Source organism: Mycobacterium sp. (genome assembly GCF_002863225.1).
Lineage (GTDB): Bacteria > Actinomycetota > Actinomycetes > Mycobacteriales > Mycobacteriaceae > Mycobacterium.
Genome location: NZ_PKEK01000039.1, coordinates 108,070 through 132,305, shown reverse-complemented (window position 1 = coordinate 132,305; position 24,236 = coordinate 108,070). Strand labels below are relative to the sequence as shown.

At 65.3% G+C, this 24,236-nt stretch carries 28 protein-coding genes and 1 pseudogene; 12 read left to right on the top strand and 17 right to left on the bottom strand.

Annotated elements, in window-relative coordinates:
- Positions 1–4: 4 nt before the first annotated feature.
- Positions 5–328 (top strand): annotated as a pseudogene (locus CYU59_RS09720) (enolase C-terminal domain-like protein); the annotation flags it as partial.
- A 27-nt stretch (positions 329–355) separates the two neighbouring features.
- Here CYU59_RS09720 and CYU59_RS09715 read toward each other — a convergent pair.
- The 5 genes from CYU59_RS09715 to CYU59_RS09695 form a co-directional block, all read right to left on the bottom strand.
- Entirely contained in the window at positions 356–547 is a 192-nt protein-coding gene (locus CYU59_RS09715) for a hypothetical protein (protein ID WP_292988619.1), read from the bottom strand.
- A gap of 132 nt (positions 548–679) precedes the next feature.
- Entirely contained in the window at positions 680–1,132 is a 453-nt protein-coding gene (locus CYU59_RS09710) for a DMT family transporter (protein WP_292988617.1), read from the bottom strand.
- A 74-nt stretch (positions 1,133–1,206) separates the two neighbouring features.
- A complete protein-coding gene (locus CYU59_RS09705; RefSeq protein WP_292988615.1) occupies positions 1,207–2,466 on the bottom strand; it encodes an SLC13 family permease in 1,260 nt (419 codons plus the stop codon).
- A 162-nt stretch (positions 2,467–2,628) separates the two neighbouring features.
- The gene (locus CYU59_RS09700) at positions 2,629–2,895 is read right to left on the bottom strand and encodes a hypothetical protein (protein WP_292988613.1); all 267 of its coding nucleotides are present in this window, start codon (positions 2,893–2,895) and stop codon (positions 2,629–2,631) included.
- A gap of 36 nt (positions 2,896–2,931) precedes the next feature.
- The gene (locus CYU59_RS09695) at positions 2,932–3,567 is read right to left on the bottom strand and encodes a hypothetical protein (RefSeq protein ID WP_292988611.1); all 636 of its coding nucleotides are present in this window, start codon (positions 3,565–3,567) and stop codon (positions 2,932–2,934) included.
- A gap of 126 nt (positions 3,568–3,693) precedes the next feature.
- Between CYU59_RS09695 and CYU59_RS09690 the strand changes: the two genes are divergently transcribed.
- The 3 genes from CYU59_RS09690 to CYU59_RS09680 all read left to right on the top strand — a co-directional run bounded on the left by CYU59_RS09690 (position 3,694) and on the right by CYU59_RS09680 (position 6,428).
- Entirely contained in the window at positions 3,694–4,437 is a 744-nt protein-coding gene (locus CYU59_RS09690) for a response regulator transcription factor (RefSeq protein ID WP_292988609.1), read from the top strand.
- Positions 4,434–6,023, top strand: a complete 1,590-nt coding sequence (locus CYU59_RS09685; RefSeq protein WP_292988607.1) for a HAMP domain-containing sensor histidine kinase — start codon at positions 4,434–4,436, stop codon at positions 6,021–6,023. Before CYU59_RS09690 ends, CYU59_RS09685 begins: the two co-directional genes overlap by 4 nt.
- 174 nt (positions 6,024–6,197) lie before the next feature.
- Entirely contained in the window at positions 6,198–6,428 is a 231-nt protein-coding gene (locus CYU59_RS09680; RefSeq protein WP_292988605.1) for a CsbD family protein, read from the top strand.
- An 82-nt stretch (positions 6,429–6,510) separates the two neighbouring features.
- On the opposite strand, the gene malQ is transcribed toward CYU59_RS09680, so the two are convergent.
- From malQ to CYU59_RS09665, 3 genes are all read right to left on the bottom strand, one after another.
- On the bottom strand, positions 6,511–8,505 hold the full coding sequence (gene malQ / locus CYU59_RS09675; RefSeq protein ID WP_292989035.1) for a 4-alpha-glucanotransferase: 1,995 nt from the start codon (positions 8,503–8,505) through the stop codon (positions 6,511–6,513).
- 115 nt (positions 8,506–8,620) lie between these two features.
- Positions 8,621–9,349: a succinate dehydrogenase/fumarate reductase iron-sulfur subunit gene (locus CYU59_RS09670; RefSeq protein WP_292989034.1), complete on the bottom strand. Its 729-nt coding sequence runs from the start codon at positions 9,347–9,349 to the stop codon at positions 8,621–8,623.
- Positions 9,350–9,413: 64 nt separating this feature from the next.
- On the bottom strand, positions 9,414–9,872 hold the full coding sequence (locus tag CYU59_RS09665) for an SRPBCC family protein (RefSeq protein ID WP_292988603.1): 459 nt from the start codon (positions 9,870–9,872) through the stop codon (positions 9,414–9,416).
- Positions 9,873–10,496: 624 nt separating this feature from the next.
- Between CYU59_RS09665 and CYU59_RS09660 the strand changes: the two genes are divergently transcribed.
- Positions 10,497–10,955 (top strand): DUF4383 domain-containing protein, encoded by a 459-nt coding sequence (locus CYU59_RS09660; RefSeq protein WP_292989032.1) that lies wholly within the window; start codon positions 10,497–10,499, stop codon positions 10,953–10,955.
- Here CYU59_RS09660 and CYU59_RS09655 read toward each other — a convergent pair.
- Positions 10,947–11,537 (bottom strand): TetR/AcrR family transcriptional regulator, encoded by a 591-nt coding sequence (locus CYU59_RS09655; RefSeq protein ID WP_292988602.1) that lies wholly within the window; start codon positions 11,535–11,537, stop codon positions 10,947–10,949. The two genes, CYU59_RS09660 and CYU59_RS09655, sit on opposite strands and share 9 nt — an antisense overlap.
- Before the next feature lie 194 nt (positions 11,538–11,731).
- On the opposite strand from CYU59_RS09655, the gene CYU59_RS09650 reads away from it, so the two are divergent.
- A complete protein-coding gene (locus CYU59_RS09650) occupies positions 11,732–12,496 on the top strand; it encodes an alpha/beta hydrolase (RefSeq protein WP_292988600.1) in 765 nt (254 codons plus the stop codon).
- 71 nt (positions 12,497–12,567) lie between these two features.
- A complete protein-coding gene (locus tag CYU59_RS09645; RefSeq protein WP_292988598.1) occupies positions 12,568–12,819 on the top strand; it encodes a hypothetical protein in 252 nt (83 codons plus the stop codon).
- A gap of 58 nt (positions 12,820–12,877) precedes the next feature.
- On the opposite strand, the gene CYU59_RS09640 is transcribed toward CYU59_RS09645, so the two are convergent.
- Positions 12,878–13,456 carry a TetR/AcrR family transcriptional regulator gene (locus CYU59_RS09640; protein ID WP_292988596.1) on the bottom strand — a complete coding sequence of 193 codons (579 nt, stop codon included), beginning with the start codon at positions 13,454–13,456 and terminating at the stop codon, positions 12,878–12,880.
- Between the two features lie 120 nt (positions 13,457–13,576).
- Between CYU59_RS09640 and CYU59_RS09635 the strand changes: the two genes are divergently transcribed.
- Positions 13,577–14,311: an SDR family oxidoreductase gene (locus CYU59_RS09635; protein ID WP_292988594.1), complete on the top strand. Its 735-nt coding sequence runs from the start codon at positions 13,577–13,579 to the stop codon at positions 14,309–14,311.
- A gap of 13 nt (positions 14,312–14,324) precedes the next feature.
- Here the strand turns inward: CYU59_RS09635 and tenA are convergent, their stop codons facing one another.
- Genes tenA through CYU59_RS09620 form a run of 3 tightly spaced genes read right to left on the bottom strand, consistent with a single transcriptional unit; the run spans position 14,325 to position 18,351 of the window.
- Positions 14,325–14,990 carry a thiaminase II gene (tenA, locus tag CYU59_RS09630; protein WP_292988593.1) on the bottom strand — a complete coding sequence of 222 codons (666 nt, stop codon included), beginning with the start codon at positions 14,988–14,990 and terminating at the stop codon, positions 14,325–14,327.
- On the bottom strand, positions 14,987–17,929 hold the full coding sequence (locus CYU59_RS09625) for an MMPL family transporter (RefSeq protein WP_292988591.1): 2,943 nt from the start codon (positions 17,927–17,929) through the stop codon (positions 14,987–14,989). Before CYU59_RS09625 ends, tenA begins: the two co-directional genes overlap by 4 nt.
- Positions 17,926–18,351, bottom strand: a complete 426-nt coding sequence (locus CYU59_RS09620; protein WP_292989030.1) for an MmpS family transport accessory protein — start codon at positions 18,349–18,351, stop codon at positions 17,926–17,928. Before CYU59_RS09620 ends, CYU59_RS09625 begins: the two co-directional genes overlap by 4 nt.
- Before the next feature lie 175 nt (positions 18,352–18,526).
- On the opposite strand from CYU59_RS09620, the gene CYU59_RS09615 reads away from it, so the two are divergent.
- The 3 genes from CYU59_RS09615 (at position 18,527) to CYU59_RS09605 (ending at position 21,686) form a co-directional block, all read left to right on the top strand.
- On the top strand, positions 18,527–19,177 hold the full coding sequence (locus CYU59_RS09615; protein ID WP_292988589.1) for a TetR/AcrR family transcriptional regulator: 651 nt from the start codon (positions 18,527–18,529) through the stop codon (positions 19,175–19,177).
- A gap of 77 nt (positions 19,178–19,254) precedes the next feature.
- Entirely contained in the window at positions 19,255–20,718 is a 1,464-nt protein-coding gene (locus CYU59_RS09610) for an amidase (protein ID WP_292988587.1), read from the top strand.
- 56 nt (positions 20,719–20,774) lie between these two features.
- The gene (locus CYU59_RS09605; protein ID WP_292988585.1) at positions 20,775–21,686 is read left to right on the top strand and encodes a fumarylacetoacetate hydrolase family protein; all 912 of its coding nucleotides are present in this window, start codon (positions 20,775–20,777) and stop codon (positions 21,684–21,686) included.
- 37 nt (positions 21,687–21,723) lie between these two features.
- Here CYU59_RS09605 and CYU59_RS09600 read toward each other — a convergent pair whose 3' ends face one another.
- From CYU59_RS09600 to CYU59_RS09590, 3 genes are all read right to left on the bottom strand, one after another.
- Positions 21,724–22,170: a DUF3237 family protein gene (locus tag CYU59_RS09600; RefSeq protein WP_292988583.1), complete on the bottom strand. Its 447-nt coding sequence runs from the start codon at positions 22,168–22,170 to the stop codon at positions 21,724–21,726.
- 32 nt (positions 22,171–22,202) lie between these two features.
- Positions 22,203–22,949, bottom strand: a complete 747-nt coding sequence (locus tag CYU59_RS09595) for an alpha/beta hydrolase (RefSeq protein ID WP_292989028.1) — start codon at positions 22,947–22,949, stop codon at positions 22,203–22,205.
- A 62-nt stretch (positions 22,950–23,011) separates the two neighbouring features.
- Positions 23,012–23,536, bottom strand: a complete 525-nt coding sequence (locus CYU59_RS09590) for a phenolic acid decarboxylase (protein ID WP_292988581.1) — start codon at positions 23,534–23,536, stop codon at positions 23,012–23,014.
- 38 nt (positions 23,537–23,574) lie between these two features.
- Between CYU59_RS09590 and CYU59_RS09585 the strand changes: the two genes are divergently transcribed.
- Entirely contained in the window at positions 23,575–24,066 is a 492-nt protein-coding gene (locus CYU59_RS09585) for a MarR family winged helix-turn-helix transcriptional regulator (protein ID WP_292988579.1), read from the top strand.
- A 21-nt stretch (positions 24,067–24,087) separates the two neighbouring features.
- On the opposite strand, the gene CYU59_RS09580 is transcribed toward CYU59_RS09585, so the two are convergent.
- A complete protein-coding gene (locus tag CYU59_RS09580; protein ID WP_292988577.1) occupies positions 24,088–24,234 on the bottom strand; it encodes a DUF2256 domain-containing protein in 147 nt (48 codons plus the stop codon).
- Positions 24,235–24,236 lie beyond the last annotated feature (2 nt).

Below are 24,236 nucleotides of genomic sequence, written 5' to 3'. Positions count from 1 at the left end.
CGATACCGGGGCGACGCTTCGCAGTGATGCGGCGGACCTCGCGATGCTGGATCTGATGAAAACAGGGGGCGTCACCGGCTGGCTCGCCGCCGCGGCGCTATGCGACACCGCGCACGTGCCGCTGTCTTCGCATTTGTTCCACGAGACCAGCGCCCACCTGATGCCGCTGGTGGCGCAGCCGGGCTACCTCGAATACATTCGGCTCGCCGAACCGATCCTCGCGCACCCATTGCGCCCTCACAGTGGTTGTCTGACAGCTACTTCCGAACCCGGCAACGGTATCTCCTGGGACGAAGACGCGATCGCCCGTTACCTGCTCACCACATGACGCCAGCGGCAAACGGGTTTCACCGTTCTAGTCGCTTTTGGGTGGTTCGGACGCGCTCTCATCATCCAGTGGCGGAGTGGCGGCGCTGGGATCCTCGGGATACTGCTCCGGGCTGTAACTCCCGACTCGATCGGATTGTTCTGCTGCTCGCTGAGTCTGCTCCGCGGCATTGCTGGAATCGCCGCCGGAGTTCTCCGCTGTGCTGTCCTGTGCAGACATCGTTGCCTCTCTGATTGCACGCCGCAGGCGTCTGCGACACAGCAGTGGCTACCCATTCACAGCTGTCGACAACCCCGGCCGACGCCTGCAGGCGATTACATTGCGGCACAGCGCGACTGCACGTGGTGCCGGCTACCGGGTGATCAGGATGACCCCCGTCACCAGCACCAGCGCACCGATGATGCGCGACGGCGTGATGGGGTGCGGCGGGACGCCGAGCCAGCCGAAGTGGTCGATCACCAACGAGGTCACGAGGTTGGCGCTGACGGTCAGTGCGGCGTAGGCGCCGGCGCCGATCGTGCCGATGAACAGCAAGCCGCACACCACCGCCAGCGACCCGACGATTCCGCCCAGCGGTGCCCACCATGGCATTCCGGCGATGCCGGCGGCGGTCGGGAACGGTCGCACGAACACCGCGGCAACGACGAGGAAGACCGGCACGATGAGTCCGAACGACACCAGCGTTGCCAGCCAGGGGTTCACCAGCGAAACCCGAAGGGTGTTGTTCATCGGACCACCGACGGCCTGCAGCGCACCTCCTGCCGCGATCAATGGGAACAGCCAAAGCGTGCTCGTGGGCGTCATTCTCAAACTCCTTCGTTCGGGTGTCACTTGGCTATTCGTCGCACGCCGGCGTTCGGCCGGCTCGGCGGTGTCACTCACGGTCCGATCAGCTGAAACGACGCCCACAGCGCGGCGACGGCCGCGATCAGGGCGGCGGGTGTGGCCAGCGCGCCCACCACGGTGAATTCGCCGAAGGATGTCTTCTGGCCGTGCTGGTGTAAAACCCGCCGCCACAACATGGTGGCCAGCGATCCGGTGTAGGTGAGATTGGGCCCGACGTTGACGCCGATGAGCACCGCCAGCACTACGGCGGGCCCGGCACCAGCCGCTATCGGGATCAGCATCAGCACCGCGGGCAGGTTGTTGACGACGTTGGCCGCAACCGCTGACACGACGGCGATTCCCAGCAATCCCGCCAGCCCGCCCCAGTGCGGCAGCCAGTCGTGGAGGTGTGCCCCTAGTCCGTTGTCGATCAGCGCCCGAACCACCACCGCCAGGGCGAGCACGAACACCAGGAACGGCAGTTCGACGGCTCGTACGATCGTCGCGAAGCTCGCCCTCTTCAACACCAGCGACCGCACGGACAAGAACCCGGCGCCGGCAGCGGCGGACCAGGCGGGGCTGACGCCAAACGCTTGAGCGACAATGAATCCCGCGAGCGTGGCAGCAACAGTGATGATTGCCGCCCACGGCGGGGCGGGTGTCGGCTCCTCCGTCGGCCGGGCGATGTCGCTCGTAGCGAGGTCGGCGGAGAAGAAGAACCGCAACACCAAGAATTCGGCCGCGATGGCGGCCAGCCACGGCAAGCCCATCAGTGCCGCGAACCGCACAAAACTCAACCCGCTGGCTTTGAAAGCCAGCAGGTTGGTCAGGTTCGACACCGGCAGCAACAGCGATGCACTGTTGGCAAGGTGGGCGCACGCATACAGATGCGGGCGGGCGTTGACCCGCAGCCGTGACGCGGTGGCGACCACCACCGGGGTGAGCAACATCACCGTGGCGTCGAGGCTGAAGACAACGGTCACGATCGAGGCGACGACGAACACTGCGACCAACAGCCGCCGCGGCGTCCCGCCTGAGGCATGCGCCATCCAGGCCCCGCACCAATCGAAAAGCCCCTCGGCGCCACATAATTGGGATAGCACCAGCACGGCAGCGAGGAAAGCCACCACCGGGGCAAGCTCAGATACTTCGCTTCGCGCGTCACTTATCGAGACCGCCCCCACACCCACCACGATGGCCGCCGCGGGTACCGCGAAGACGGCCTCGGACCACCCGAATGGACGGATCACCGCGGCCGCCAGCACTATCAGTAACAGCAGAGCCGAAAGCGACTCCGCCACTGCCGCACTCACCCGTCCAGCTCCTCCCCGCGCCCGCAGGCGATGATGACCAACCCCGACACGCGACAAGGTGCGGCAACGATGACCGTAATGCCTGTCAGGGCACCGCGCCCCATCAGGAGGCGCACCGATCTCTGGTTGGTCTGTTGCCCTACCGTGCCTGGTGACGGATCATCACGGCCCCAGCAGCCCGGTGAACACGCCGCCCGGATCACCGAAGATGGCTGTCCCGCCGCCGATTACACTTAACACCAGCACGCCGAGCAGCGTGACGACGACAACCCACGGCCACATCGATGCGGACGAGTCGTCAGCGACCTTGTCGTGACGCGGGTCCGGGGTGACCGGACCACGCGTCACGTTGGCAGGAGGACGAGGGCGGCTTTGTTGTCCGGCCCAAAAGGCCCCGACCGCGACAACGGCGAGCAGAAACAGCAGCATGGACAGCACTCCTTCGGCTACCAGCGGTTGATGGATTCAGCCCGGAGGCGGCGGGGGTGCACCGGGGCCCGGCGGTGGCGGACCGATCGGCAGTGGTTGTGGGCCGCCCGGCGGCGGTGGCGGCGGACCCCACCCGGGTGGGGGCGGCGCACCGGGACCGGCCGGGGGCGGTGCCAATCCTGGAGGCGGCGGTGGACCCCAACCGGGCTGCGGCGGACCCCACGCCGGCGGAGGCGGTGGACCCCACGCCGGCGGAGGCGGTGGACCCCACGCGGGCGGCGGTGCCGGCGGGTAGTCGAGGCCCCGCGGGCCGTGCAGCGGGGGCGGACCTGCCCAGGCTCGCGGCGGGAACGCGATGGCGCCAGGCGCAGGAGGTGCGTCGGCAGCCGACAGCGCGGGAGTGGGAGGGGCGCCGGCGGTGAAGAGCGCCGCCGTCACACCCGCACCCACCACCAGTCCCGCCACGCCTGCACTGATCGGCACCAGCACCGGACGCCGGCGCGACGTTTCACCGAGGCCAACCCATCGGCGACGGCGCGGACTTCCAGTCTGGGCCGGGCTCGCCTCCGGCAGATCTGCCTCCGTCGACGTCAGCTCCCGGTCGGAATGGCTCTCCTCGGCTCCGGAGTCGTGGTCGCCGACGTGTTCGATCCCGTTGTCATCGGTTGTCATCGCATGTGTCCCTTCGGTGGTCGATACCACGGAAGCTAGGCAGCGAAATTGAGGTGAATCTGAAGAACGCGGCCGGCACGGCAGATCTTCAGACCCATTTCAGGATCGCGGCGCTAACAATGGACCATGCTCGATCGCTCCCGCGCCGCGCCACCAAGCCGCCGTTCCGCTGCGCCTGCGGCGGGAAAATTCAGCGCCGGCGTGCCACGGGTACTGGTGGTCGAGGACTCTGAAACCATTCGCGAGATGGTCGCCGAAGCCTTGACCGACGTCGGGTATCACACCGACTCCCGGCCCGACGGACACGGCCTGGAAACGGTCCTGGACGGCGTGCGCCCGGACCTGGTGGTGCTCGACGTGATGCTGCCCGGGCGAGACGGATTCACCCTGATCGACGTCATCCGGGCCTGGGGAGACGCCGGGATTGTGCTGATCACCGCTCGCGACGGCCTGCCCGACCGGTTACGCGGACTCGACGGGGGTGCCGACGACTACGTCGTCAAGCCTTTCGAACTGGCCGAACTGGTGTCCAGGGTCGGCGCAGTGCTGCGCCGACGCGGGCGCCTGCCGCAGGTGATCCAGGTCGACGATCTCACCCTGGACGTCGGGGCCGGCCTCGCCGCTCGCGGTGGTCATCCTCTGGAACTGACCGCCACCGAATTGCGGCTATTGGCTTTTCTGGTGGAGCAGCGCGGCCGGATCGTCAGCGCCGCACAGATTCTCACTGCGGTCTGGGGCTATGACGCCTACGACACAAACCTTGCCCAGGTGCACATCAGCAGTCTGCGCCGCAAACTGGAAGCCCACGGACCGCGCATTGTGCAGACGGTCCGCGGCATCGGTTACCGCTTGCAACCACCACGGTCATGACATTGCCCGTACCGGATCGGGCCACGACGGCGACCCCGTCGCTGCAGCGTCGGGTAACCCTCATCGTGGTTGGTCTGCTGACCTTGCTGATGCTCGCTCTCGGCGTCGTCATCGACGTGAGCCTGGACGCGCAAGCCCGCAGAAACCTCAACGACAGGCTGGTCGCCACCACCTCCCGCGCCGATGCGCTCGTCGCCGCCCACACCGCGCCGAGCCAGATCGCCGCCGAACTGAACGGAGGCAGCATCCGAGCCCTGCTGATCACCGGACAGGGCGCGACCTACGGCGACCCCGCGATCAGACCGGACACCACGGCCGGGCCGGCGACACCTCTGCTGCCACCACCCCCACCGCCACCTCCGCCCGCGGGGCCGCCCTGGTGGCACCGACCACCGGGGCCACCGGGCCCGGCCGCACCGGATGCGCCGGCTCCTCCAGAGTGGGGGCCACCGTTCGGCGCGCCACCGCCGCCATTCGGCGAGCGACCGCCGCCGCCACCACCCGGCGGGCCACCGCCACCGGAATCCACCGCCACGGCCGTCGTGCACCCGCTTCCCGGCGGAGCGCGCCTGATCCTGGTCGCCGACACCTCGCAGACCACGCAGGTCACCCGACAATTGCGCCGGCTGATGATCGTTGCCGGGCTGATCACCCTCGCGGTGGCGGCCACCCTGCTGGTGGCCGCAAGTCGGGTGGCGTTACGACCACTCGAGCGGCTCACCGCACTTGCCAAAGACATCACCACCGGAGATCGCGGTCTACGCCTGAATCCGGACCGCGACAATACTGAACTCGGCCGCGCCGCAAGCGCATTCGACGGCATGCTCGACGTGTTGGAAACCTCCGAACGGCGCGCCCAGCACGCCGCGGAAACCGCGCAGCGAGCCGAGACCGCGACCCGGCGCTTCCTGGTCGACGCCGCTCACGAACTACGCACTCCGATTGCCGGAATCCAGGTCGCCGCCGAACAACTCGCCAGCAACGTCAGCGACGACGACACCGACTCCGCGGGGCTCCGCCAGCACCGCCGCGCGACCTTGCTGATCTCCGACGCCCGCCGCGCGGCGCGTCTTGTCGCCGACATGCTGGACCTGAGTCGTATCGACGCGGGGCTGCCGCTCGACGTCCAACCCACCGATATCGCGACGATCGTCGATGCCGAGGCCGACCGCGCCGCCATGCTGGCGCCCCAGCTGACCGTTACCCGAACTGGATTGACAGAGTTCGGGATTCGGGCCGACGCGACCCGCGTGGCACAGGTCTTGTCGAACCTGCTCGACAATGCTCGCCGGCATACCCCCGGCGCCGGGCTCATCACCATCCACCTGGATCGTCAAGAGTCCAGCGCTGGTGAAGATCTCGCCGTCGTGACGGTCACAGACACCGGTCCCGGCATTCCCGAGGATGAACGCGAACGCGTCTTCGAGCGCCTGGTGCGGCTGGATACCGCCCGCACTCGCGACCACGGTGGAGCCGGCTTGGGCCTGCCGATCGCACGAGCGCTGGCCCGCGCCCACGGCGGCGACCTCGTCTGCCTAGCGCACGACGGCGGAGCTCAATTTCGGCTCACCCTGCCCACCGGGTGAAGACACGCCCGCGGATTAGTGGGCCCGCGGCGGATCCGCGTCGGTCGAGACCACCCGGGACCGCGCCATCAGGCGGCCGTGATGACGATCACGAAAAATCGGCTCGCGATACCAGGTGAAAAGAGACGCGGAGATGGGTACAGAACGGCCACCTAAAAAAGAAAGGACAACCCGGTGAGCGACAGCGGACCCGAAGCAGCAGTCAAGGGCGTCGTGGAAGACGTCAAAGGCAAGGCAAAAGAGGTCATCGGCACGGTGACCGACAACGAAACTCTTCGCCAAGAGGGCAAGGCTCAGCAGGACAAGGCCGAGGCCGCTCGTGACGTTGCCAAAAAAGAGGCAGAGGCCGACGCCGCCCGGGCGGCCGAGAAAGCCGCCGAGGCCCGCCAGAAGGCCGCCGAGTAGCCAGTTGAACCGCGAAGGCGGGCGGGCCCGATGCGCGGGTTCCGCCCGTTCTTCGCGTGTCCGGGCTCTGTTGAGCTGCTTTTCAATGGTTGCTTCGAAAAGCGTTGACAATTGCGGTGACTCGGGGTTCGGCGCGGAGTTCCTCGAGAGTCACCGGCAGGGGCAGTCGCCAGTTGGGGTACTCGTCGATCGTGCCGGGCAGGTTGGGTTGTCGCGCCTCGGCGATCACGTCGTAGGGCGAGATCAGCTTCACCTGGCTCGGCGTCGACGCCAGCATCCGGTGCATGGCGGTGATGATGGTCGCCTCGTCCGGTTCGGTTTGACTGTCGTTGGGCGGCAACAGGTTCAAGGATCGCAGCATATCCAACAATTCAGCGCGCTCCTTGTCGGCCGCCGCTTGCTCGGCCGGGACATCCTTCAGCAGCCCGAGTTCAGCGCGAGCCCGCACATGCTCGCCTCGCAGGAATCCTGCCGCGGTGGGCAGGTCGTGCGTGGAGATGCTGGCGGCTGCGCGCTTCGGCCACTGCGCCGGTGGTAGTAGCGGTTGACCGGGCGCACTCTCGTCGCGGACGAACCACGACACAGCACATCCGAGCATCTCGTTGTCCGCCAGTGCCTGCGTCACTTCCGGTTCAACGGTGCCGAGGTCCTCGCCGATGACGACGGCCTTGGCCTGGTGGGCGGCCAACGCGATGACGGCCAGCATGACGTTCGCGTCGTAATGCACGTAGGTCCCACGGTCGGGACCGTCACCCGGCGGAACCCACCACAGCCTCCACAGCCCGGCCACGTGGTCGATCCGGAGGCCGTCGGCATGGCCCAACACGGCCTCGAGCATGTCGCGTAACCCGCGATAACCGGTGGCGGCCAGGCGATCCGGCCGCCAGGGTGGCAGCCCCCAGTCCTGGCCCGCCGGCGTGTAGTTGTCCGGCGGCGCCCCGACCGTCACGCCCGTGGCAAGCACATCGGCAAGTGCCCACGCATCGGCGCCCGCGGCATCGACGCCCACCGCGAGATCGTGGATCAAGCCGATGGCCATCCCGGCATCGTGCGCCACCTCGCGTACCGCGCTCAGCTGCGCTGCACACTGCTGTTGAATCCAGGCGTGCAACGCGACCCGCGGCGCCAACTGCCGCCGTGCTGCCGCCACCGCTGACCCGCCGACGTGGCGTAACGGCTCGGGCCATTGAGTCCAGCGACCTCCATGGCGTTCGGCCAGCGCGCAGTAGGTACTCCAATCGCGCAAACCTTGGGACACTTCGAGAGTCGACGAGTCGGGGCGGCCTTCGGCACGCCATAGCAACTCCAGCGCCGCCCGCTTGGCAGCCCACACCAGGTCGTAATCGATACGTTCAGTACCGTGCCAGACCCGCAGTGCGTCGACTTCCGCACGGGTGTCGGGGTCGGCTCGCCGGTATGCCTCGAGGTCCTCGATACGCAAGGCGAGTGGATTGACGAAGCGGCGGCTGGACGGAGTGTAGGGCGACGGTTGCACCGGATGGGTAGGCCCGGGGGCGTGGAGCGGGTTGAGAAGCACCGCGCCCGCGTCGTGCTCAGACGCCGTCCAGTTCACGAACTCCTTCAGGTCACCCAGATCGCCGACGCCCCAGGATCGTTGCGAGCGAACGCCGTAGAGCTGCAGCATCCACCCCCACGTATTCGGCGTCGGCGGCAGCTTGGGCGGCGCGACTACGACGGTCGCTTGTCCGCCCGTCGCCGTATGCAGCCGGTACCAGCCCGGTGACAGGTCCGAGGGCAGTTCGTCGCGGACCGCGAACTCGTCGCCGTTGTCCGCGATCAACCGGGCGGCTCCGGGCAGCGGCCGGGGTCGTTCGCCGACGCGGACGGCAATCGTGGGTGGCAGCAGGTTGGTCTGCCGGACTTCGGCGACCCTGGCCAACTCGCGACGCCGGTCGCTCGGACTGGCGGCTTCTACTTCGAGGAGTCCCAGCACCTTGATCACCACGTCTGCATCGACGTCGACGATCTCACGTTTCTCGTTGCGGTAACGCGTAGCGACTCCGTGGGCCTCGGCCAAATCACGCAAGTCGTCGGTTACTGGTTTGAGCGCCACGATGGGCCCCGTCTTGAGACCGTTGTCAGCGCCACGCTTCGGTCTACCCCCCGGCGGGTGGTTTTCACACCTAGCTGTTGCAGCAATGTTTTCAGCGCGGTCGCAGTCCGCCGACCGGTTAACGTTGAAACAGCTTGTTTCCCAACCACACCCGGGGCGTGTATTGGCGGTCGACGACGCGTTCCTTCATCGGGATAAGCGCGTTGTCGGTGATCTTGATGCCCTCGGGGCAGACCTGCGTACAGCACTTGGTGATGTTGCAGTAGCCGAGCCCGTGCTCGTCCTGCGCCTGTTTGCGTCGGTCAACGGTGTCCAACGGATGCATTTCCAGCTCGGCGATGCGCATCAGATGGCGCGGGCCCGCGAAGGCTTCCTTGTTTTCGTCGTGGTCGCGGATCACGTGGCAGACGTCTTGGCACAGGAAGCATTCGATGCATTTGCGAAACTCTTGCGACCGCTCGATATCGGCTTGCGCCATTCGGTATTCACCCGGTTGTACGTCCTTCGGTGGAGCGAACGCTGGTATCTCGCGGGCCTTCGCGTAGTTGAACGAGACATCGGTGACCAGGTCACGGATCACCGGGAACGCCCTGAGCGGTGTGATGGTGATGACATCGCCCTCGGCGAAGCCCGACATCCGGGTCATACACATCAACCGGGGAATGCCGTTGATCTCTGCCGAACACGATCCGCATTTGCCCGCCTTGCAGTTCCACCGCACAGCGAGGTCGGGTGTCTGGGTCTGCTGCAGGCGAAGAATGATGTCGAGCACCACCTCGCCTTCGTTGACCTCGACGGTGAAGTCCCGCAGTGCGCCGCCGGCTTGGTCACCACGCCACACCCGCATACACCGTTCGGTCTCAGTCATGAACCCTCATTCGGTTGTTCGCGGGCGTGGTCCTTTGGCTGCGTCAGGATCCGGCGGGGACGTCGCCGCGCCATTCACCGGTCTCGCTACCGCGCGACTCGATGTACTCCTTGAACCGTTTCAGGTCCGATTTCACCTGACGATCGTCGATGCCCAACAATGCGCCGGCCGTTTCGACAAAACCCTCTGGTTCCCAGTCGATCTGCGCCGTGACTCGGGTCTGCTTTTCGCCGAGACGATGAAACGTGATCACACCGGCGTGAGTGGTGCCGTCCGTGCTTTGCCACGCCACCCGCTCCTCGGGGTGTTGCTCGGTGATCTTGGTATCGAACTCGCGATGCGCGCCACCGATGTTCGTCACCCAGTGGGTGTGTTGGTCGTCGGTCTGGGTGATCTGCTCGACGCCGCCCATGAACTCGGGGAAGGACTCGAACTGCGTCCACTGGTTGTAGGCCGCCGCAATCGGCACCTCTACGTCCACCGACTCGATTACTGAAGTCATGGCATCTCCTGAATTTTGGTTCTCAAATGAAAATCTCTGTGCAGCAAGCGGATTGGGGGATTGGCGCGTGATCGCGGCAGGATTCGAGACGGACGATTGGCGAGCGAATGTTCGGCACGAGTCTTCGACTCAACTAAGCCAACGCAGAACTGCTGGCTCTTCCCGGACTGGCTGCGGTCTCAGCAATTTTGACGGTACACCCACTCATGACCGGCTGCCACGCCGCTGGACTTGACCTCAACACCGAGGGTCGTGCGCCACAAATTTCTCGTGGCACGTCGGCTCGCCGGGTGTAGCGTGGGTAGCGCTGAACGCCCAGCCCGGTCCGGGTCGAGGCCTCCGGTTCGCCGCTGGCCCCGCCGAGTAGACACTCACGCCGGACGTGCCGACGAGATCACCGCGGTCGATGCTGCCTGAGCCGTCAAATCACCTGAAGTGGACGGCTTTTCGTGTGGGATTGCGCTCCCACTTGCCTCGACCCCACCTGTCGGTGCCTGACGGCGCACTGTCGCGTACCAAACCGTCGGCACCGGATCCGACACCCTAGCTCCACCGATCAGTCGAAAGAGACTCTCTACCATGCCAACTCACGAAGTCGCCAACTCCACTGAGTTCCGATTGCCTATGCGGTGGGCGCCGGCTCAGATCGCGGCGGCAGCCGTGGGGACAGTATTTCTCGTGGTCGGTGTACTGGGGTTCATACCCGGCTGCACAACGCACTACGACCAGCTCGCTTTTGCCGGCCACCACTCCGGGGCAATGCTTTTCGGGATATTCAACGTCTCGGTCCTGCACAATATCGTGCACCTGGGTTTCGGCGTCGCCGGTGTCAGGTCAGCGCGGCATTTCGGTCGGGCGCAGGGCTATCTGATTGGCGGGGGCATCGTCTATTTGCTGCTCTGGATCTACGGGTTGCTCGTCGAACCCGGCAAAAGCCTCGATTTCGTTCCGTTCAACAACGCCGACAATTGGCTGCATCTGGGGCTGGCCGTCGCGATGATCGGGCTGGGTCTGGGATTGTTCGGGCGTCGATCCGACACTGCTGCTGTCGGACAGGTGAGCGCCTCGAATGTCTCACGGTAGTTCGACCGCGCCGATGTCGGCGAGACGCGGCAGGATCTTCAGAAGTCGCTGAGTGAAGGCAGGCACGTCGAGAGGGTCGGGAGTCTCGATCAGCCACGTGTTGATGACGGTGGACAAGCCTCCGGCGATGAAGAGAGTCAGGTCCTCGACGCCATGCGGTTCGAGCCGGTCTCTCGACACCAGATCGATCAGCGACTGGTTGAACGGGCCGAGCATCGTATTCAGCGCGTGCGTCAGGTCGTAGGACCGTGAACTTTTCAGGATTGCTCGGTAGAACCGCCGGTGCTGAGCGAAGTGCTCGACGACGACTTCCAGTCGTGGTTCCCGGGTGATCTGCGGCATGAGTTCGCGCTCGGCCAAGTCGAGAGCGGCTTCCAGCAGCAACGTGTCGCGGTCATGGAAGTGCTGGTACAGCAGTGGGCGGCTGACGTCGGCGGCATCGGCTATCTCGGAGACGGTGATGTTGGCGGTATCGCGCTCGATGACCACTTCGACCGCGGCCCGCATCAGAGCGGCGCGTGACCGGCGTACCCGGCGGTCAGCGGCCCGATCGGCCGGTGTCGAGTCGACCTTGACGTCCACCCGAGGAGTATGACATTCCTACGATAATTAACAAGTGTAGTGAAACCAACGACTGTTAGCATCGGCCGATGAGGGCTTTGGACAGCGCGCTGTGCAGTGCGAAAGAGCAACGCCATCGCGACCGCCCCGGGTGCTCGGCCGGGTTCGATGACCCCCGGAACCAGAGGCAGACCGCCGCCGACCCTTCGAGGACCATGACCCCCAAAGCCCCGCTGTTGCTGCTCCACGGCGCCGCCATGTCGGCCGCGGTATGGGCTGACGTCACGCCCCTGCTCGCTGAGCGGTTCGAGCTCATCGTGCCTACCGCGGCCGGGCATCGCGGCGGTCCGGAAATATCGGGACAGGCGACGATCCGGGCGCTCACTGACGCCACCGAATCACTGCTCGACGACCACGATCTCGCCACCGTTCACGTCGCCGGTAATTCGATGGGTGGGTGGATGGCAATCGAACTCGCTCGACGGGGCCGCGCCCGCTCGGTGTGCGCGCTGTCCCCTACCGGGCTGTGGAACCCGGGCGAGACCCGCCATCACAGCCGCGACAGACTGCGCCGCACCAAACGATTCGCCGATGCAAACCGCTATCTCATACCTTTGCTGCTGAGATTCGGGCCGCTGCGCCGGCGCACCTTGCGGGACGTCGCCGAGCACGCCGAGCGTCTGAGTGTCGGTCGAGCCGTCGACGCTTACCGAGACATCGTCGGATGCGAAGCCGCCGACGATCTACTTGACACCACCGAGAGCCTGCAGCCACTTCAATCCGATCACTGCCCGATCACCGTTGCCTGGTCGGCGCAAGATCGCATCATTCCGCCGTCGGTCTTCGGGCCCGCCGCGCGCTGCCGGCTGCCCCAGGCACGATTCATCACGCTGCCCGACGTGGGCCACGTACCGATGATCGACGATCCGGCCCTCTGTGCCCGGGTGATCGCCGAATCAATTCCGCGGCCCATCCCATGACGCCGCCCGATCCGCGCCGCGACTCGCTTCAACTGCCGGTCGACGGGACTAGGAGAGAAAGGAGCAGCAGGATGAAATCGCACATGGCGATACCACTGCAGTCGATCGACAGCCGAGACGAACTGGCATCACTTCCGCTGCTCTCCGTGGTACGAGAAGGCTTCAACCAGAGCCCCTTCGGTGCCGACTACGGCGGTGTCTGGGAACGGCGACGAAGTGGCTGGAAACACCTCTCCGGCAACGTGTCCGACGCATCCAGCCACGGGCCATCGTTACCTGTCTGGCTCCTCTGGCACCCGAGATGGCGGGATTTGCTCACCTGACGCACGCCCTCGAATGTCATCTTGAAGGAAGACATGATGCCGCCCAACTCATTTGGGGTCAACCGGGCGGTGCGGCGGGGATGGCGTTGTCGATGAGCACTGCCGCGATGGAGGCGGCGGTGGCGAAGGTGTCGGAGTTGAGCACGCGGTTGCGGGCCGAGGCGCCGTCCAGCAGCAGTGCCAATTGTTCGCCGAGCTGTTCGGGGTCGGTCGCACCGGCGTCCCGGGCGGCGTCGGTGAAGCGCGCGGCGAAGGCTTTCTTGTAATCGCAGGCCCACACCCGCGCGGGGTGGGTGGGGTCGTTGATTTCAACGGCTGCCGCGATGAACGGGCACAGCGGCCCGTGGATGTCGAAGGCGGCCAGCAGCCGTTCGCGGGGTGTGAGGTCGGTGCGGTCGAACACCTCGGGCAGGAGGTCGGGATCGAATCGGCGCAGATGTTCGGCGATCAGCTCATCTTTGCCGGTGAAGTGTTGGTAGAACGTGCGTTTCGACACCTGGGCCACTGAGCACAGCTGATCCAAGCCGGTGCAGTTGATGCCCTGATCGCGGAACAGTTGATGCGAGGCGCCGAGAATACGCTCCCGTGCGCCCCGGCCACGGCGCAAGCCGCGCGGCCCCTTCTCCAACTCCGTCACCCACTCAGCGTAGCTCGGTTTGGTACGAATCGGTGTACATAGCTTGCGGTACGAGCAACTCGTCGCTACATTAGGTACTCAGAGCGGTGTACATAAGAAACTCGAACGGCGGGAGTGGTCGTGGGAAAGCTCGATGGCAAGGTTGCGGTAATCACGGCCGCGACAAGTGGTTTGGCGCTGGCGGGTGCCAGGTTGTTCGTGGACGAGGGCGCTTACGTCTTCATCACGGGCCGGCGGAAGGACGCGCTGGATGACGCCGTGGCGCTGATCGGCCGGAATGTGACCGGCGTGCAAGCCGATTCCGCGGACCTCGACGATCTGGACCGCTTGTTCGACACGGTCATGGAGGAAAAAGGCGCGATCGACGTGCTGTGGGCCAGTGCGGGGACGGGCGAGCAGGGCAGGCTCGGCGAGATTACCGAGGAGCATTTCGACGCCACGTTCCGGTTGAACGCCCGCGGCACATTATTCACGGTTCAAAAGGCGCTGCCGCTGTTCAACGATGGTGGCTCGATCTTCATGACCGGGTCGAACGCCTCACTCAAGGGCTATCCCGAGTGGAGCGTGTATGCGGCGAGCAAGGCCCTGCTGCCGGCCTACGCACGGGTGTGGGTGTCCGAGTTGAAGGACCGGAGGATCAGGGTCAACGTGCTGACCCCCGGCCAGGTGGCCACCGCGAAGCAGGAGGAGTTGTTCGACGAGGAGACCAAGGCGCAGTTCGAATCCCTGATTCCGCGCGGAGAGATGGGCCGCCCCGAGGAGATCGCCTCGGCCGCATTGTTCCTCGCCTCGGACGACTCGAGCTACGTCAATGGCATTGAATTGGTGGTCGACGGCGGCACCGCGGCGATCTAGTTCTGCCGCGTCGTCAGACAGGCCACACCTCACGGCGCCACGCGGCGTCCCAGAACATCCACTCGTAGCGGGCGGTGGTGGCGAAATGCGTTCGGGCGCGGGCCTCGTCGGCGACGGACAGGTCGAGGCCGACGTGGTCGGCCAGCGCCAACACTTCGGCGACGATGGTCTGGTATTCGTCGTCGGCGTAGGTGTCGATCCAGCGCTGGTAGCGCGGGTCAGGCGAACCGTGCTCGAGCAGCTCGGCGCCCACCTCGGCGTAAATCCAGTAGCACGGCAGCACCGCGGCGAGCCCGTCGACGAACGTGCCGTGGTGAGCAGTGGCCAACAGATAACTCGCGTAGGCGAGGGTGGTGGGCGCGACCGGCACGGTGTCGACGTTCGTGATTCCCAGTTCGGGTAGCAGCGACTCGTGCAGGGCGAGTTCGACTTCGGCGGTACTGGCGGCGTGCCGGGCGAACATGCCGACACCGGTATGCGTCGGCGCCTTGCTGCCCACAACGGTCAGCGTGCGAGCGAACTCGCGTAGGTAGTGCGCGTCCTGAACGACGTAGTGGGCGAAGAGTTCGGAGTCCAGGCTGCCGTCGGTCAGGCCGGCCAGGAACGGATGCTTCAAGATCGCCGCATACGTGCCCTCGGCTTCAGCCCACAACCGTCCCGTCCAGCCACCTCGTGTCACACCTGCGATGATTCCATCCTCGAATGCCTCGCGGGCTCATCGGCCGCCAATCCTGTGGCGCGAGGCCAGGGTTGGGGAACCGGACGCAGCCGAACGCGTTGTGGCCACCAGAACCACGGGCCCAGCAGCGCGGCGAGCGACGGTGTCATCAACGATCGGACCACCAGGGTGTCGAACAGCAGGCCCAGCCCGATGGTGGTGCCGACCTGGCCGATGACGGTGAGGTCGCTGACCGCCATGCCCATCATCGTGAAGGCGAACACCAGGCCCGCCGATGTCACCACCGAACCGGTGCCGGCCATGGACCGGATGATGCCGGTGTGCAGTCCGGCGTGGAGTTCTTCCTTCATTCGAGAAACCAACAGGAGGTTGTAATCGGCGCCGACGGCCAGCAAGACGATCACCGACATCGGCAACACCATCCAGTGCAACGGAATGCCGATCAAGTGTTGCCAGAGTAGAACCGAAAGACCAAAGGAGGCACCGAGACTCAGGACCACCGTTCCCACGATCACTCCCGCGGCCGCGACGGCCCGGGTCAGCACCACCATGATCAGGAATATCAAGATCAGCGCGGCGACCGCGGCGATCATCAAGTCATAGTCGGCGCCTTGCTGCATGTCCTTGAACATGGCCGCACTGCCGCCGATGTACACGGTCGAGCCCTCCAGCGGCGTGCCCTTGATCGCGTCCGCGGCGGCGACGCGCAGCGGTTCGATGTGCGCGGTGCCCTGCTCGCTCAGCGGGTCGCCCTGATGGAAGACCGTGAACCGCACCGCATGCCCGTCGGGCGAGAGGAACAGTTTGATGCCGCGCTTGAAGTCGGCTGTCTGGAACGCCTCGGGCGGCAGATAGAACGTCTCATCGTTGCGGGCGGCGTCGAAGGCCTGGCCCATCGCGGTCGAGTTCTGCTGGGTGGCGATGTTCTGATCCTGTTGCGCCTTCTGCGCCTGATACTGGTTGAGCAGATACTCCTTCTGATTTTTCATCGTCTGGATCATCGCCGGCATCAGCGCTGCCAGTTGCGGCGTCAGTTCGGCCAGCCGATTGATGTCCGGCACCAGGTCCTCGATGTCGTCGGACAAGGTGCCGATTCCGTCGAGCGAATCGAAGACCGACCGCAGTGCCCAGCACACCGGAATGTCGAAACAATGGTGTTCCCAGTAGAAGTAGCTGCGCATCGGGCGGAAGAAGTCGTCGAAGTCGGCGAGGTGGTCGCGGATTTCGCTGGTATGGGCCGAGGTATTGGCGAATTTGTCGGCCATCTTGCGGGTGACATCGGCCATCTGCAAGGTGATGCTCTGCATCTTCGTCATCGAGTCGATGGTCGTCTGCATCTCGTTGGCCTGCTTGAGGGTGTTGCCGATGACCCGCTGCTGATAGTCGTTGTTCATCAGCTGACCGATACCGCTCTGGCCCAGTGTGTAGGCCAGCGACGCGTGCTCGATCGGTTTGCCGTCGGGCCGAGTGATGGTCTGTACCTGTGCGATTCCGTGCACCCGGACCATGGCTTTGGCGATCTTGTCGATCACCAGGAAGTCGGCGGGGTTGCGGAGATCGTGACCGGCTTCGACCATGACCAGCTCGGGGTTCATCTTGGCGTCGGAGAAATGCCGGTCGGCGGCAGCCATTCCCACGTTCGCGGGCACGTCCTCGGGCAGGAAGATGCGGTCGTTGTAGGTGGTGTGGTACCCGGGCAGGGTGAGCAGGCCGACGAGGGCCAACGCCGTTGCCATCACCAGCACCGCCCCGGGCCAGCGCACCGTGGCCGATCCGACGCGTCGCCACCCGCGCGCACGGCCCCACCGCTTGGGTTCGAGGACGGTGCCGAAACGGGTGAGGATCGAGATCAGCGCAGGTCCGAGGGTGAGCGCGGCGGCGACCACGATCGCCATGCCGACCGACAACGGGATGCCCATCGTCTGGAAGTACGGCAATCGGGTGAAACGCAGGCACAGCGTTGCCCCGGCGATGGTCAGGCCGGACGCCAGCACGACGTGCGCGGTGCCCTCAAACATCGTGTAGTAGGCCGATTCTCGGTCTTCACCAGAACGCCGTGCCTCCTGATACCGCCCGATCAGAAAGATCGAATAGTCGGTAGCGGCAGCGATCGCGAGCGTCACCAGCATGTTGGTCGCAAAGGTCGTCAGGCCGAACACCTGGTGGTAACCCAGGAACGCGACGATGCCGCGCGCCGCCGACAGGCCGAGGACGACCATGCCCAGGGTGACGACCACCGTCACCACCGACCGGTACACCAGGAGCAGCATGATCGTGATGACAGCGAAGGTCAGGCCCTCGATCATCTCCATACTGGCGTCGCCGACAGCGTTTTGATCCGTCGACGTGGCTGCCGGGCCGGTCACGTAGGCGTGGACGCCGGGCGGCGTTTTCACGGATTTGACTGTCGTGCGGACAGCCTGCACCGACTCGTTGGCCAGGGCTTCGCCTTGGTCGCCGGCGATGTAGACCTGGACGTAAGCGGCTTTGCCGTCCATGCTCTGCGCGCCCGCAGCTGTCAGCGTGTCGCCCCAGAAGTCTTGAACATGCTGCACATGCTTGCCGTCGGCGCGAAGTTCTCGAACGATCTGGTCGTAATAGGCGTGTGCGTCGGCGCCGAGCGGCCGATCACCCTCCAGCACGATCATCACGTTGCTGTTGGTGTTGTACTCCTTGAACACCTCACCGACTCGCTTGGTGGCGACCAGTGCCGGCGCGTCGTTCGGGCTCATCGAGACGGCGCGGAGTTTCCCGACCACCTCCAGTTGAGGAACGCATGTGTTGAGGACCGCGACGATCGCTATCCACAGCAGCACGATCGGAACGGCGAATGTTCGCAGGAATCGCGGCAAGCGGGGACGGGCGGCGGCACGGTGCGTGACCGGGATGGCGTCGGTCGCGGCGTCGTCGGTGGCGACGCTGTCGGTGAGCGCGCTCATGCCGCCTTCACCAAGCAATAGGTTGCGGCATGCACTCCGTGTGCCGTCCTTTCGTCCTTGACGCGGTTGTCGACGATCACGCGGCAACCGATTGCCCGCCCGTCGCCTTGTACCAGCAGGTTGGGCATGACAGAGGGGATCGTGGTCTCCAGTCGCAGCGACCACGGCAGGCTCACGTTCTCGGCCCGGCGCGGGACACCGTTGAGGTCGGTGTAATTGACGATTGCTGTTGTGCCGCTTTCGAATACCTCGTAGACGACGACTTTGGGGTTGAATTTCTCGGCGGTATCCGAACCCACCGGCGTCACCACCGCCCCGTCCGAACCGAACACCGACCGCAGGTGCGCCACGCTGACCAGTCCGACGGCGACAGCGACCACCACCAGGGCCGGCAACCACACCCGCTTGACCACCGCGACCAGCTGCATAGCGGCCGGCTGAGCGTGTTTTGTAGGTGAATCCACGACGTGACCTCTCGACGATGGATGCGGCAGATCAACCGTCGGCGGGCGATCTCGCTAGCCAATCTAAGTCTTTAAGTGGATAGAGTCAATCCGCTTCTGGACGTGCGTAACGCAGGTCACTAAGCTGGGCCGGGTGAGCGAACAGCCCTGCCGCGCCCTGCGTAAGGACGCGGAGCGAAACCGGCACCGTGTGCTCGAGGCGGCGCGTGAGCTGTTCGCGGTCAAGGGTCTGGAGGCGACCCTCAATGACGTCGCCCACTATGCGAATGTCGGTGTGGGAACGGTCTATCGGCGCTTCGCCACCAAGGAAGAGCTGGTGGAGGCAATCTTCGAAGACAGCATCGACCAGGTGGCCGGCCTCGCCGAAGCCGCCCTGCAACTGCCGGACTCGTGGGAGGGCTTCGTGTCTTTCGTCGAGCAACTGTGCGAGCTGACCGCCACCGACCGGGGTTTACGCGAGATGGTGTACAGCAAGGCCGGTGGCAACCGGGTCGAATGCGCTCGGGAGCGGCTCACCCCGCTGTTGTCGACGCTGGTGAACCGGGCGCGCGACGACGGGCATCTACGACCGGACATCGCCCACACCGACATGCCGATCCTCGGTCTGCTGGCCGGAACAGTCAGTGAGTGGGCCGGTCACGTGGAGCCGCAGTTGTGGCGTCGGTATGTGGCACTGCTGCTCGACGGCATGCGCCAGCACGAGAGCACGAAGCAACTGGCGGTCAGCGCTCTCGACGATGACCGGATGGACGACGCAATGCGGGGCTGGCAGCCCGCCGGTTGAGTGCGGTGACGAGTGCTGCCTGTTGCACCCCAGACGTGCCGGCGTTTCGGCTTCGTCATCGCGGATAGGGTGCCGGTGTGGATGACTACACGGCTTACGACGCGGTAGGCCTGGCGCAGCGCGTTCGATCCGGAGACGTCACACCGGCCGATCTGCTCACAGCGGCGCGGACCCGGGCAGAGCAGGTCAATCCGCGCATCAACGCTGTCGTGATGGATGTCGAACCGTCCCAGACGGCTGACGCCGACGCTGCCTTCTCCGGTGTGCCCTTCCTGATCAAGGATCTGCATCAGGACCTTGCCGGCTACCCGACCAGCGGTGGGTCGCGATCCCTTGCCGGTGTTGTGGCACAAGAGAATTCGGCCGTGGTCCAGCGCTGGCTCGATGCCGGTTTGGCGATCTTCGGCAAGACCAACACCCCGGAGTTCGGCCTGAAGGGGGTCACCGAGCCGGAACTCTTCGGGCCGGCACGAAACCCGTGGAACACCGATCACACGCCGGGTGGGTCGTCGGGTGGGTCGGCCGCCGCGGTAGCCGCGGGGATTGTCCCGTGCGCCGGGGCCAGTGACGGTGGCGGCTCGATACGCATACCGGCCTCGGCGTGTGGCCTGTTCGGCCTAAAAGCGTCACGCGGGTTGATCCCGGCCGGACCCGCGTTCGGCGAGTATCTCGGGGGCAGCGCCACCGACGGTGTCATCTCGCGTTCGGTGCGCGACAGCGCCGCGATGCTCGACGTACTCGCCGGCCCGACAGCGGCCTCGCCCTACCTGGCGGCCCAACCGCCCGGTAGCTACGTCGACGAGGTTGGACAGGATCCCGGTCGCCTTCGTATCGGCGCGTGCACCGCGAGTGCGATCAATCCCAATCCACATCCGGAAGCCGTTGCTGCCGTGGCGAATACAGTCGAGTTACTGGTCCGTGCCGGGCACGACGTCACCGAAATGCCGCAGGCTCCCTTCGACGATGCGGCCCTGGCCAAGGATTTCCTGACCACCTGGTTCGTCGCCTGCGCCGCGAGTGTCGCTGAAGCCAAGGCCCGAAGCGGTTGCGACGATTCGGGATTCGAGATCGACACCCGTCTTCTCGCAGCGCTCGGCCGCGCCACGAAGCCGGTCGATCTCTACAGCTCGATCGAGCGTCGCCACACCCACGTGCGGCGGCTGGCCCACTTCCACGACTCCTACGACCTCCTGCTGACCCCGACGACAGCAACCCCGCCTCCGCGGATCGGAGCGTTCGACCTCCCACCGATCCTGCGCCGGGGGCAGCAACTCCTACTCGCCGCCCGCGGCGCGGGACTGCTGCGGCTGACGCCCATCGTGGATCAGATCGTCGAGGAGAACCTGAGATGGGTGCCGTACACGCAACTGGCGAACATCACCGGCCGGCCCGCCGTCAGTGTTCCGCTGCACTGGACACCGGACGGTTTGCCGATCGGCATCCAGTTCGTCGGAAAGCTCGGCGCGGAGGGACAACTCATCCGACTCGCCTCGCAGCTCGAGCAACTGCAGCCGTGGGCGGACCGCCGACCGGACCTATGATCTGCGATCTGCGTGTCCTGTCCTTGTCCCAACGACGCATGGTTGCCGAGGTCTAGATGAAGTTGCGTCGGGTGCGAACCGACAGCGGTCTCGAACTGCAGGCATTGCAGGGAACCGGAGCGTGGGAGCCCCACCCCGATCGGTCTGCGGTCGGCGGACAGGTGTTCGACGCCGGCTGGGAATTGGCAAGAGCTGAGCAATCTTTGACGCTCAGCGAGTCGCTACTGCCGTTTCAGCCGGCGTCGTTTCGCGATTTCATGCTCTACGAGCGGCATGCCGTGGACGCCGCGCGCGGTTTGGTTCGCCGTTTCCACCCGGGCCAGTATCGGTTGATCCGAGCCGTCGAGGCTGTCACACGACGTACGTTCCCCATGCTCAAGCCCGGTCGGCTCTGGCATTCCCAGCCGGTGTACTACATGTCGAACGCGTTGACCTTCGTGCCGTCCGGCACCCCGATCGAGGTGCCGTCCTACAGCGACGCACTGGACTACGAACTCGAGCTCGGCTTCGTGTTGGCACAGCCGTTGTTCAATGCCACGCCGGCCGAAGCGCTCGACGCCATCGGAGCATTCGTCGTCCTCAACGACTTCAGTGCACGCGATGTGCAAAGAGCGGAGATGGCAACTGGTTTCGGCCCGCAGAAGGCCAAACACTTCGCCAGTTCGCTCTCCGAGGTGGCCGTCACCGCGGACGAGGTATTGCCGCGCCTGGACAATCTGCGGGGGACGGTGGCCATCAACGGCACGACGGTGTCCACCGTGTCCAGTGCCGGGATGACGCACAGCGTGGGAGACGTGCTTGCGCACGCGTCTCGCAGCGAACGCCTGCTGCCCGGTGAATTGTTCGGCACGGGAACCCTTCCCGGTGGCAGCGGCATGGAGACCGGAAATTGGTTACAGCCCGGCGACACCGTCACGTTGACGATTGACGGCATCGGCGCCATCGAGCATCACATCCTCCCGCGATGATTGCCGGGCCGTCAACGTCTCGGTTGACAGCGGCGGGTCACTGGACTTCGAAGAAGTCGAAGCAGACCAGTCCGGGGGTGCGGGTGCCGGTGCCGACGAAGACGTGGTTGTTCAACCGGCTCAACCGGGGTGCCGCGGTTTCGAAGGTCGGCGTACTACGGAAGTAGATGCGGGTGGGGTCCACCGGTTGATCGCGTAGCAGCCGTCCGATGTCTTCTGCTGTGCCACAACGGATTCCTGCATTCCTCACCAGCACTGTTTCACCTTCGTCTGATTCCAGAACGTAGGTGGCCAGCACCGACGTTTCCGTCGGGCTGCGGACGTACTGGACATCGTTGCCACCCGGTAACACCCGTCCGGTCATCAACGGTCCCTCGACACGGCCTCCGGTGATGGGAACGACGCGTCGATGACCCAGCGGGGTCGGCCCGATCTCGATCCCTTCTGCCACGGTGACCCGCAGCCGCAAAACATGCTGCAGCATCGGGCTATTCGCAACAGGTTCGGCGGCGGGTGTCACGGCATCGGCTCCCCTCCGATGGACCCGATGATCGTGTCGGCGCAGAGTTCGGGGGCGTCGATCATCGGAACGTGGCCGACGCCGGGCAGCACGATGACCCGCGCGTGAGGCAGCCTTTCGCGTGCGGTCTGCAGATAGGAGCCGGGCGGGAAGATGCGGTCGTTGCCTGACCAGGCGATGGTGATCGGGCAGGGAAGCGATTCCAGCGGCGCCAGGTATTCCGCAGTGTTCAACAGGTCCTCAGCGGCCGAGCAGCCGACCAAGTCCTCGAAGGCGACCACGGCCTGCTCAAATGTCAGACGCTCTGCATGCACCGCGATCGCGAACATCACGAGACGCCGTACCGCGGCAAAGCGGAGCAGCGGCGGCGTGAGGCGACGGGTCGCGACGGCCAGTGTTCTCATGCAGCGCAGGATGTTTCGGCTGCGATCTTTAGGGTCTCCGGTAGCCCATAGACCAGCCGGCGACAGGGCGCACACCGAGGCCGCGCGGCCTCGGCGAGCGAGCTCGATGGCGATCCACCCACCCATCGAATTACCGGCGACATGCACGGTGTCCAGGTCGCGGCTATCGAGCAGTCGCTCTACGGAGTCCGTCAGGATGCTGATCGAAGCCGGCACCACCGTCGGCTCGCCGCCGCGGTGCCCCGCGAGAGTGGGCACGATGAGGTCGAAGCGGTCTTCGAGCAGCGGCGCCACTGTGGTCCAGGCTGCCGCCGACATGGTGACTCCGTGCAGTAGCAACAGTGGAGCTTCGGCGGTCAACGGTCCTCGCAGCAGATCATGGGTTGCCGTGGCACTGACGGTCAGTTCCGGCGGTCGGCAAACCCGGCGGGCAGCGCGTCAGGCGCAACGTTGATGATCGATTCGTCGTCGGCACCAACATTTTCGATGAAAGTGATGGTCGCGAACTCGGGCACCACGTATATCGGGTAGGTAGGACCGGTGTCGCGGTAGGCGCGCATCTCGTCGAGATGGTCGTTTTGATAGAGCACCGTCTTGTGCCCGTCGGCGCGGATCCATTCGGGGAAGAAGATCGTTCCGTGCAACCGGCGCAGAGCGGGCAACACGTCGACGACGACGCTGGTGCCGGTGGGCTCGGTCCACGAGATCTTGTACACACCAGCGGCCAGCGCGACGAGATCGACAGTTTGGTTGCGTACCCAACGACCGCCGACGTGCCCGGAATGGATGCGGTAGTCGATGGTGGTGAGATTCTTGACGTACATCTCGTATTGCCACCCGTTGGCGTAGGTGTAGATGAAGTGCTGTCCGACCAGACCGCGGGCGTCACCGTCGTCGGATGGGTGCACATTGTGGTTGTCAGGCATAAGATGAGTTTAGAACAAAATAGTTTTGTGAGGAACCTTTGGCTGACCTGTCCCGTCCGAGCACCGCTGCGGAGCTTTCTCGCATCCTGGGCCCACTGCGCCGGGTGGTGTTGAGGGCGACTCGAGCAACCGCGGGGCTGCCCGACCTACCTGACGCACACATCGAGATTCTGCGGACCGTGGCGAGCGATCCCGAGATCACTCCGCGGGCGATCGCGGATCGGCTCGGGTTGGCGCGACCGACGGTCAGCAACGTGATCCAGACAATGAAACGAGACCGCTTACTCGCGTTGAACCGCAGCGACGACGACGCGCGGGTCGTTCACGTCACCGTCACCCGCCATGCAGCGCGACTCCTGCAGCGATACGACACCGCCAGCGAGCGCCTGCTGTCCGAAGCGCTGGGCCAACTCACCGCTTCTCATCGCGCTGCGATCACTGCGGCCATACCTGCCCTGATCGCCCTTCAATCGGCGCTCGGTCTCGCACCATCAGGCACCGATCCGGTCGCCGCCCACAATCAAGATTGACACCGCCCGCCGCGCGCGCCCTCACGGGCTGATCCTCTTCGCCGATTTCTGGCAACGCTGCGAGCAGTAGATCACCTGATCCCATTGGCCCCGTCGTCGCCATTTCTTGCGGTTGGCGAACGGGCGCCCGCAGGCCGCGCAGATCTTGACGTCTTCGTTCCGTGCCACGG

Coding starts and splice junctions, on each gene's coding strand:
- CYU59_RS09685 (WP_292988607.1), top strand. CDS start 4,434: ATGACATTGCCCGTACCGGATCGGGCCACGACGGCGACCCCGTCGCTG.
- CYU59_RS09625 (WP_292988591.1), bottom strand. CDS start 17,929: ATGAGCGCGCTCACCGACAGCGTCGCCACCGACGACGCCGCGACCGAC.
- CYU59_RS09590 (WP_292988581.1), bottom strand. CDS start 23,536: ATGCCTGACAACCACAATGTGCACCCATCCGACGACGGTGACGCCCGC.
- CYU59_RS09670 (WP_292989034.1), bottom strand. CDS start 9,349: ATGCGGGTGTGGCGTGGTGACCAAGCCGGCGGCGCACTGCGGGACTTC.
- CYU59_RS09645 (WP_292988598.1), top strand. CDS start 12,568: ATGAAATCGCACATGGCGATACCACTGCAGTCGATCGACAGCCGAGAC.
- CYU59_RS09695 (WP_292988611.1), bottom strand. CDS start 3,567: ATGACAACCGATGACAACGGGATCGAACACGTCGGCGACCACGACTCC.
- CYU59_RS09715 (WP_292988619.1), bottom strand. CDS start 547: ATGTCTGCACAGGACAGCACAGCGGAGAACTCCGGCGGCGATTCCAGC.
- CYU59_RS09600 (WP_292988583.1), bottom strand. CDS start 22,170: ATGCTGCAGCATGTTTTGCGGCTGCGGGTCACCGTGGCAGAAGGGATC.
- CYU59_RS09700 (WP_292988613.1), bottom strand. CDS start 2,895: ATGCTGCTGTTTCTGCTCGCCGTTGTCGCGGTCGGGGCCTTTTGGGCC.
- CYU59_RS09660 (WP_292989032.1), top strand. CDS start 10,497: ATGCGGTGGGCGCCGGCTCAGATCGCGGCGGCAGCCGTGGGGACAGTA.
- CYU59_RS09650 (WP_292988600.1), top strand. CDS start 11,732: ATGACCCCCAAAGCCCCGCTGTTGCTGCTCCACGGCGCCGCCATGTCG.
- CYU59_RS09710 (WP_292988617.1), bottom strand. CDS start 1,132: ATGACGCCCACGAGCACGCTTTGGCTGTTCCCATTGATCGCGGCAGGA.
- CYU59_RS09665 (WP_292988603.1), bottom strand. CDS start 9,872: ATGACTTCAGTAATCGAGTCGGTGGACGTAGAGGTGCCGATTGCGGCG.
- CYU59_RS09605 (WP_292988585.1), top strand. CDS start 20,775: ATGAAGTTGCGTCGGGTGCGAACCGACAGCGGTCTCGAACTGCAGGCA.
- CYU59_RS09690 (WP_292988609.1), top strand. CDS start 3,694: ATGCTCGATCGCTCCCGCGCCGCGCCACCAAGCCGCCGTTCCGCTGCG.